At 73.6% G+C, this 9,115-nt stretch carries 7 protein-coding genes; 1 reads left to right on the forward strand and 6 read right to left on the reverse strand.

Annotation, left to right across the window (positions count from 1 at the left end; translation table 11 throughout):
• The 5 genes from ACWGL3_RS28685 to ACWGL3_RS28705 form a co-directional block, all read right to left on the reverse strand.
• Positions 1-932, reverse strand: a 932-nt coding sequence (locus tag ACWGL3_RS28685; protein WP_452462016.1) for a serine/threonine-protein kinase, incomplete at its 3' end; no start/stop codon positions are given.
• A 146-nt stretch (positions 933-1,078) separates the two neighbouring features.
• On the reverse strand, positions 1,079-3,163 hold the full coding sequence (locus ACWGL3_RS28690; RefSeq protein ID WP_267947621.1) for a WD40 repeat domain-containing serine/threonine protein kinase: 2,085 nt from the start codon (positions 3,161-3,163) through the stop codon (positions 1,079-1,081).
• Between the two features lie 333 nt (positions 3,164-3,496).
• Entirely contained in the window at positions 3,497-4,546 is a 1,050-nt protein-coding gene (locus ACWGL3_RS28695; RefSeq protein WP_267947622.1) for an aldo/keto reductase, read from the reverse strand.
• Positions 4,547-4,629: 83 nt separating this feature from the next.
• Entirely contained in the window at positions 4,630-4,953 is a 324-nt protein-coding gene (locus tag ACWGL3_RS28700) for a putative quinol monooxygenase (protein WP_267947623.1), read from the reverse strand.
• A gap of 146 nt (positions 4,954-5,099) precedes the next feature.
• Complete coding sequence (locus tag ACWGL3_RS28705) at positions 5,100-5,480, reverse strand: hypothetical protein (RefSeq protein ID WP_267947624.1); 381 nt, start codon at positions 5,478-5,480, stop codon at positions 5,100-5,102.
• 626 nt (positions 5,481-6,106) lie between these two features.
• Between ACWGL3_RS28705 and ACWGL3_RS28710 the strand changes: the two genes are divergently transcribed.
• Positions 6,107-7,342, forward strand: a complete 1,236-nt coding sequence (locus ACWGL3_RS28710; protein ID WP_267947625.1) for an MFS transporter — start codon at positions 6,107-6,109, stop codon at positions 7,340-7,342.
• Between the two features lie 248 nt (positions 7,343-7,590).
• On the opposite strand, the gene ACWGL3_RS28715 is transcribed toward ACWGL3_RS28710, so the two are convergent.
• Positions 7,591-8,454, reverse strand: coding sequence for a SigB/SigF/SigG family RNA polymerase sigma factor (locus ACWGL3_RS28715; protein WP_267947626.1), 864 nt, complete (start codon positions 8,452-8,454; stop codon positions 7,591-7,593).
• Positions 8,455-9,115 lie beyond the last annotated feature (661 nt).

Raw genomic sequence — 9,115 nt, forward strand, 5'->3', positions numbered from 1 at the left:
GCCGGGGCCCCGCCCCCCAGGTCCACGGTGGTGCGCCCGGCCTCCTCCGCCCTCCGGACCTCGCCCTCCCGGGCGTCGATCTGCTCCGTCACGGGGGCGGGAAGCCAGCCGTGCTCGGCCGACGGAAGGGGCAGCGCGGACAGTTCTCCCCGGACCTCCGCGGCGTCGGGCCGTCCGGCGGGGTCCTTGGCGAAGCAGCGGGCCAGCACGTCGCGCAGGGGGCCCTCGGGGACCGCACCCAGGGCGGGCTCGTCGGCCATGATCCGGCGCAGGGAGTCGACCGGGCGCCCGGAGCCGAACGGGGGCTCCGCCGAGGCGGCGAAGACCACCGCGCCCGCCAGGGAGAAGAGGTCGCTGAGCTGGGAGACGCCGTGCCCCGTGATCTGCTCGGGCGAGGTGTAGGCGGGTGTGCCGAAGGTCTGCCCGGTGCGGGTGAGCACCGTGCCCTCGACGGCGCGGGCGATGCCGAAGTCGATGACCTGCGGGCCGCGCGGGGACAGCAGGATGTTGCCCGGCTTCAGGTCGCGGTGCATCAGCCCCGCCTCGTGGACCGTCTCCAGGGCCCGGGCGAGCCCGAGGGCCAGAACCAGCAGCGAGGGGCCGGGGAAGGGGCCGTTCGCGCTCACGGCCTCCTTCAGCGTGGGGCCGGGCACGTACTCGGTGGCCATCCACGGGACGTCGGCGTCCGTGTCGGCGTCGGTCACGGCCGGGGTGAAGGGGCCGCGCACCCGCCGGGCGGCGCGGACCTCCCGCGCGAACCGGTCCCGGAACCCGGTGTCGTGGGCCAGGTCCTCCTTGACCACCTTGAGCGCGCGCAGGTGGCCGTCCGGGGTGCGCGCCAGGTACACCCTGCCCATGCCGCCCGCGCCGATGCGGGAGAGGAGCCTGTGGCGGCCGATGTGCCGGGGGTCGTCGGAGGCGAGGGGCTGCACGGCGGGTACGCGTTCCTCACTGCGTCAGGGCACCGGCGCGGGGGCGGTCGCGCGGGGTCGGGGCGGTGCTCGGGAGGGTTCCTCCGCCAATGTAGCGGTTCGTGGGCGGACCGCCCGGACGAGTGACCGGTTGCGGCCCGCCCGGGTCAGTCGCCGATCACCCCGAGCAGCGACAGGTCGGTGTCGTAGACGGCCAGGTCGCCGGTGTCCGCTCGCAGCCCGGCGAGCCGCGACCCGTCCGGGGACAGGACGAGCGGGAACAGCCGGGGCAGGTCCGGGCCGAGCCGGGCGCTGGCCGCGTCGCCGTAGTCCCACGCCATCGTGCTGCCCGACCCGGCGCCCGGGGCCAGCATGGCGGCGAAGACCCGGCCGCTCGCCTCGCTGTAGGCGACGTCGACCAGGAAGTGGTCCTCGTCGTCGGGCACGAACTCGCGCAGGACCCGTTCGTTCTGCGGCTCGACCAGCAGGACGCGGTCCGAGCGGATGAGCAGGACGCCCGAGCCGTCCGGGAGGATGTCGAAGGCGTCCGCGCCCACCCGCGCGCGCTCGTCGACCAGGCCCAGCCGGTCGAGCCCCCCGGCCCCCGTGCGCCACACCGCGACGCCGCCGCCCACCTCGCCGCCCGCCACGGTGGTGCCGTCGGGCGAGTACTGGATCGCGCCGAGACTCCCGGAGCCGGGCAGGGCGGCCGTCAGCTTCCAGCGCTCCGTCTCGTAGAGGTGCAGGAACCGCGCCCCGGGGTCGCTCCGCACGCCCACGGCCAGCGAGGAGCCGTCGGGGCTGAAGGCGACGGACCGGACGGCCTGCTCCGGTCCGACGTTCCACGCCCTGCCCGTGGACAGGTCGGTGACGGCGGTCCCGTGGAGGGTGCCGTAGGCGAGCAGGCAGCCGTCCGGGCTGAAAGCGGCCGGGGTGGGGGGCACCGTGGCCTCCTCGTTGTCGATCCGGGCCAGGGGCCGCGACCCCTCCCAGTCCCACAGGGTCACGCGGTCGACCTGGGAGACGGCCAGGACGGTGCCGTCGGGGGAGAACGAGAGTTCGAGGGGCACGTCCGGGGGGAACATGACCTGCGGCGGGCCGGTGAGGGCGAGGTTCCCGGCCAGGCTTCCGGACGCGGAGCAGTCGCGGGCGGCGCCGGTCCCCCCGGCCGCCTCCCACGCCGGGGCCGCGACGGCGAACAGGCCCGCGCCCGCGAGGAGGACCGCCACGCCCAGGAGGGCCGCGACGCGCAGCACGGCCCTGCCCCGCCGCCGGGGAGGGGTGCGTGCGGGGGGCGCCGGCCGGGCGCCCGGAGCGAGCGCGGCCCAGGGATCGGGGGCCGGGGGGCCGCCGGCCCGGGGGCCGACCGCGGAGCGGTAGGACTCCTCGGCCGCGGCGACCGCGGCGCGGGCCCGCGGCGGCAGCCACGGGGCGGTCGGGGGCTCCTCGGGGAGCGGCCCGCCGAGGTGGTCGAGGACCTCCTGCGCGGTCGGCCGGTTCTCGGGGAGCTTGTCCAGGCACGCGGCCACGAGCGGGCGCAGGGGGCCCGGGACCCCGTCCAGGGAGGGCGGCTCGCGCAGGACCCGGTACAGCAGGGTCGAGGGATGCCCCTCCCCGAAGGGGTCGGCCCCCGTGGTCGCGAACAGCAGGGCTCCGCCGAGGGAGAACAGGTCGCCGGCGGCGGCGGCCCCGCCGCCGGAGAGGAGTTCGGGCGCCGTGTAGGCGGCGGAGCCGACGCCCTCGCCGGGGCGGGTGAGCCGGGCCTCGTCCACGGCCCTGGCGACGCCGAAGTCGATGAGCCGGGGGCCGTGCGCGTCCACCAGGACGGTCGAGGGTGTGAGGCCCCGGTGCACGGCGCCCGCGCCGTGGGCCGTGTCCAGGGCCTCGGCGATCCCCCGGGCGAGGACGGCCGCCGCCGCCGGGGGGAGGGGCCCGGTGCGTTCCACCAGCTCGCGCAGTGTGGGGCCGGGGACGTACGCGGTGGCGGTCCAGGGGACGGGGGCGGACAGGTCGTGGCCGAGGAGGGGCGGGGCGAAGCGGCCGACGGTCCGGGGGGCGAGGGCGGCCTCGCGGGCGAAGCGGGCACGGAAGTCCAGGTCGACGGCGTACGCGGCGCGGACGACCGTGACGGCGGCGGGGCGCCCGTGCGGGTCCGCGCCCAGGTACACGCGGCCCATGCCGCAGGAGCCGAGGTGGGCGATGAGGCGGAACTCCCCGAGCTGGGTGGGCTCGTCGGGGTTGAGGGGGCGCATGGGTCCTCTGGGGGGCCAGGGGCGGAGGACGCCTCGGGGCCCGCCAGGACGGCCCGGTGCGTCTGCCGGAGGTTTCTCAGGAGTCACCGTAACCCGAGAAGATCGCTGATAGAGCACGCTTCCGACCGGTTCACGGAGGGTGTGTGCCCTTATGTCACCCTTTGGTGGTTCGGATCCGAAGATCTGTTGTGCCCGACTTCGCCGCGAAACCCGGTGAACGCGCGCGCCCGCCCCCGACGCCCGGAAAAGGGACCGCCCGGGACCCCGCCGGAGACGGGCCCCAAAGGGCGGCCCCGGGGAGCCGCGTGCGCCGCGCGGCCCCCGGCACACGCCCTACGGGCGGGAGGCGGTGGCCCCGGACCAGATGTTGACGTCGGAGTCCACGGCCCACTCGTCGATGCGCCGCAGCTCCTCGTCGCTGAACCCGGGGGAGTCCAGCGCGGCGAGGTTCTGTTCGAGCTGCTCCACGCTCGACGCCCCGATGAGCGCGGTCGTCACCGTGCGCGGCCCCTGGTCCCGCAGCACCCAGGAGATCGCCATCTGGGCGAGCGTCTGGCCGCGCTCCGAGGCGATGGCGTCCAGGGCGCGCGCCCGCTCCAGGACCTCCTCGGACAGCATGTTGTCGCGCCAGCTCGGGCGGCCCACGCCCGCGCGGGAGTCCGGTGGCACCTCGCCGCCGAGGTAGCGCGGGGTCAGCACGCCCTGGGCCAGCGGCGAGAACGCCACCACGCCCATGCCCTCGTCGGCCGCCGCCTCCAGCAGGCCGCCCTCCACCCACCGGTTGAGCATCGAGTACGACGGCTGGTGCACGGTCAGCGGGGTGCCCAGCTCCCGCATGATGCGGGCGGCCTCCCTGGTCGCGGCGGGGCCGTACGACGAGATGCCGGCGTACAGCGCCCGGCCGGACACCACGGCGTGGTGGAGGGCACCCATGGTCTCCTCCAGCGGCGTGTCCGGGTCGGGCCGGTGGCTGTAGAAGACGTCCACGTGGTCGAGGCCCATCCTGGCCAGGGACCGGTCCAGCGACGAGAGCAGGTACTTGCGCGACCCGCCCCGCTGGTGGGGGCCGGGGCCCATGACCCACCCGGCCTTCGTGGTGATGACCAGTTCGTCCCGGTAGGGGGCGAAGTCCTCGGCCAGGGCGCGGCCGAGGTTCTCCTCGGCGGCCCCGGGCGGCGGTCCGTAGTTGTTCGCGAGGTCGAAGTGGAACACGCCGAGATCGAACGCCCTGCGCAGGATGCGGCGCTGGTTCTCCTGGTCGCGGTCCGCGCCGAAGTTCTGCCACAGGCCCAGCGACAGGCGGGGCAGGTGCAGCCCGCTGTCACCGCTCCTGCGGTACTCCGTCGTCTCGTACCGATCCTCGCTCGCCACGTAGGTGCCCACGGACCGCCTTCCCCTCGTCGGATGACCGACCGGCAGACTAACCCGCCCGGCGGTCCGCCCGAGGGGGCGGGGGGCCGACACGCCTAGGCGTCGACGGTGAGCTCGCCCATGCGGTCCCAGCCCTCGCCCTCCACGGAGCGGCTGACGATGAGCGGGGTCTCGGCGAGCAGCGGCTTCATGCGGGCCAGGCCCTCGCGGAAGTGGTCGCTGTTGACGTGGGCCTCGCCCGTGCCGTCCCGGAACGCCTCGACCAGGACGAACTCGTCGTCGCGCTCGACGCTGCGGGACCACTCGAACCACAGGTTCCCGGGCTCGGCCCGGGTGGCGGCGGTGAAGTCGGCGACCTCGTCGAGGAAGCGGTCGACGGCCTCCGGCCTGACCCTGTACTTGACGACGATCAGGATCATGGTTCCCGGTCTCCTCACTGTGCTCGGTTCACTGCGCGGGGGGACACGTCGTGTCCCCCCGTCCCAGTCTTCCAGAGCACCGCGGGTGCGGAGCGCACGGCTGACCGGGGCCGGGCGGCGGTGGAGCGGGGAGAGGAGGCGCGGTGTCAGGCGGCGACCGGCTGGCGTGCGGCGCCGAAACCGTGGCTGTAGACGGGCTCGGGGCCCCGGGCGAAGGGGTTGAGGAGCTCGGCGGCGCCGACCGGGTCGCTCGCGGGATGGGAGACCGTGCCCCCGTGGAACAGGTCGTTCCAGAAGAAGCGCCCGTCGCGACACCAGACGTTGACGTCGCGCTGGACCGACATGACGGCCATGTCGGTGGTGCCCGACCAGTAGAACTGGCGCTGGGTGGCTGAGACGAGTTCGCCCAGGAGCGCCGTGATCGCGCGCTCGGCGCAGAAGGCGTGGCGGGGCTTGTGCTTGATTCGTCTGGCGAGAGCCGACTTCGCCCGGGAGGCCCGGGGGTTGTTCAGGCGCCAGTGACTCAAGGTCGTCTCCAGTGGGTCTCGGTTGCCGCGGTGCTGACCGTGTGCTCGGTGCGGCCACAGTCGCCGCGGTTCGAGGGTTTCCGCCCGTCCTGGGACCTTGGCGGGTTCCCTCCACAAAGTTGGTGAGGTGTGAACGGTGTCGTTACCTCGTAGTTATTCTTTGCGCTCCGGATGCTAGCAGCAACTCACCCCTTGCAGTCGAGGCTTCTGCGAGTGACCAATGTCACAATTAACGAAACCGTATCGACTGGGCAAAACCGAGAACCTGCTGGTCAGAGGGGTTTTCCCGTACCTGTGTTCGATTGGCGCGGGTCGAATAAGGGCCTCTGAGTCCCGTCCTGGCTGTCGTGAGTCTCACCCGTTTTGGCAACTCCTGGCGTGCTTCTGGTGACTCGTGGTGACTTCTTGCTGGTTACGCGTTCTTGACTCTGTCAAGCGCGGGTCTTGCCGATGCCGGGTCCGGCGGCGCACACGGGCGTCGGCCGGTTTTGCGCACCCTGTCACCCCGGTGTAAGGGATGGTCCGGTCTCTGGAGGACACTGGAGAGGTCGTACAAAACGGAGAGAAGTCGTCCAGTGACACAGACCCAGACATCCGGTGACCGGACTACCCCGGACGGGAGCACCGTGCCCGCCGAACCCGCGGGCGGCGCCCGCGCGTGGATCGTGTGGGCGGTCGCCGTCGCCGGGTACTTCCTGGCGATGCTGCACCGCAACGGCCTCGGTGTCGCGGCCCTGGAGGCCCAGGCCCGGTTCGACGTCGGCCCGGCGCTGCTGTCCCTGCTGCCGATGCTCCAACTCCTGGTGTACGTCCTCCTCCAGGTTCCGGCGGGCCTCCTCGCCGACCGGCTCGGCCCCCGCTACACGCTCGCCATGGGCATGGTGGCGATGGTGGTCGGTTCCTGCCTGTTCGCGCTCGCGCCCGGGATCGAGACCGCGGTCGCCGGACGGTTCCTCATCGGCCTCGGCGACGCCCTCGTCTTCCTCAACGTCATCCGGCTGGCCGCCCTGTGGTTCCCGCGTGCGCGCTACGCCCTCGTCAGCGGCCTCACCGGCGTGGTCGGCGGCATCGGCCAGGTGGCGAGCGCGGCGCCCCTCGCGTGGGCCCTCGGGCAGGTCGGCTGGGTGGCCGCCTTCCTCTCCACCACGGCCCTGACCGCGCTGATGGCGCTCCTCGTGCTGCTGGTCGTGCGCGACCGCCCCGCCGACGCGGCCGGGCGGTCCACCGTGGCCGACCCGATCTCCGTGTGGGAGGCGCTCAAGGAGGCCCTTCGCGCGCGCGGCCCGCTCATCGGCATGGCGCACCACGCGGCCGTGATGGCGCCCTTCACGATGATGATGGTGCTGTGGGGCTACCCGTATCTCGTGAACGGGCTGGGTCTGGCCGAGGGCACCGCGGCGCTGACCCTGACCGGTCTGGCGGCGGGAGGCCTGTGGGTGGCCCCGTTCGTCGGCCTCCTGGTCGGCCGGCACCCCCGGGCGCGCCGGTGGCTGGCCCTGACCCTGGGGGCGGTGCTGAGCGCGGGCTGGGTGCTGCTGGTCGTGTGGCCCGGGGGAGCGCCCGTCGCGGCCGGGCTGACAGTGATGGCGGTGAGCGCGGTGGGCCAGACCCTCGCGCCGACGATCTCCTTCGACTTCGCCCGCGACGGCATTCCCGCCAGCCGCACCGGTGTCGCCTCCGGCCTGGTCAACATGAGCGGCTTCACGACCGCGGTGCTGTGCACGGTCGCCGCCGGTGCGATCCTCCAGGCGCTTCCGGACGAGCCGGAGTCCTACCAGATCGCGTTCGTGCCGATGTGCGTGACGACGGTCGCCGCGACCGCGGTGCTGTACTTCTTCGTGCTGTCCCGCCCCCGGGCGTAGGCCCCGCGGGGCTCTCCGGGAGGACGGGGCCGAAGGCCCGCGGCTCCCCTTCCCCCCTTGCTCCTCCTCGCGCGCGCGTGCGCGCGAGGAGGAGACGCCTGGGGAGACTGTGCCCATGGCGGCCCTCCGGACCCGCGTGTGCACGGGAGGGACCGCCCCGAGCGGGGGCGGCCCCTCGGGCCCCGAACCGCGGGCAGGGGCCGGGCACGGCCCCCGCGCGCCCCCGGTACCTGCCCGCGGTACGGACCTCAGGCGCGGGCCTGCGACGTCGTCTCGCCCATCTCGGCTCGGAGCCGGTCCAGCACCCCGGACAGGAGCCGGGAGACGTGCATCTGGGAGCAGCCCATCCGGTCGGCGATCTCGGTCTGGGTGTGGTCGCAGAAGAAGCGCAGGCCCAGGAGCCGGCGGTCGCGCTCGGGAAGGCGGGCGAGGGCCGGCTTGAGGCTCTCGCGCTGGTCCACCAGTTCCAGGCCGTGGTCCTCGCTGCCCAGGTGGTCCTCCAGGCGCATGGGCTCCTCCTCGCCGCCGGAGGTGTCCGGGGCCTCCAGGGACAGGCACTGGTAGGCGTTGGACGCCTGGACGAGCTGCTGCACCTCCTCCTCCGACATGTCCATCCTCTCGGCCAGCTCCGCGGTCGTGGGCGTGCGCGCGTGCTCCTGCTGGAAGTCGGAGGACACTCTGCGCAGCTTGCTGCGCTCCTCCTGCTGGGTCCGGGTGACGCGCATCGCCCAGGTGTGGTCGCGGAAGTGGCGCTTGACCTCTCCGGTGACCGTGGGGACCAGGTAGGCGACGAACGGCTTGCCGTAGGAGGGGTCGTAGCCGCGCATCGCCTTGGTGAAGCCGACCATGGCGGCCTGGTACAGGTCCTCCAGCGGTTCGCCGCGGCCCTGGTAGCGGCGTGCGATCTTCTTGGCCAGGGGCTGGTGGAGCAGTACGACGCGCTCTCGGAGCCGGTCCGCACGGGGGTCGCCCTCGCCCAGGCGCCTCGCCGCGGCCAGCAGCTCCTCGGCGGAGGCGTTCTCGCCGGGGGTGCGTGTGCGGGGGCGGGAGAGCGGGCGGGTCCGCTTGCGGGCGGTCCGGGGCGTCTTCGGGGTGGTGGCGGTGTTCGGCAAGGGAGCTCCCGGTGGTCTGGTGGGTCCGGACAGAGCGCCGGTGGCGTCGACGGGGAATTCCGTTCGGGTGGGTGGGTGGGAGGGTTGGAGGAAAAACTTCGTGGACCTTCTTCCTTCCCTCAGTGCAGCGCTTAAAAGTGCGGACCGAAACTTTTTTGTCCTTCCCCTGGTAGGAGTCGGTGAAGTCACGCTCCGTGTTTCGCCCTGGCGTTCGGAGAGGCACCTTTCGTGGCGTGAAACACACTGCTGCCCTGCTTCGGGGCGGTGGCGCTAGGCGCTTCCCGCCAGGTGAAAGTATTTTGATTTTCGAGGGAAGTGATTTTTTATGCCGTTTTGACAATGGCCCGGGTAGGGGTGTGGGGGTTGTCGTCCGCGTCTGCTTCCAGGTTTACATCGCTTTTATCGGCGCTGTCGGAACGGAGTACCCGTGCCACGGAAGGCCTTTTCCCGTTCCGGTCCGAGGGGGTGCCCCGAGGCGTCCCGGCGGCTGCCCTTCCCGGAAAAGGGCCGGGACGAAGGGGTGCGGGCGGGGGCCGGACACCGCCCCCGGCCCGGTCGGGCGACGCCGGTGTTCCGGCCCCCCGGGGCCCTTCGGGGTGCCGTGTCCGGGCGCCGCGCGCGGCGCCCTCCCCGGCACGTGCCGGGGGCGGGGGCGAGCACC

The organism is Nocardiopsis sp. NPDC055824 (genome assembly GCF_053616335.1).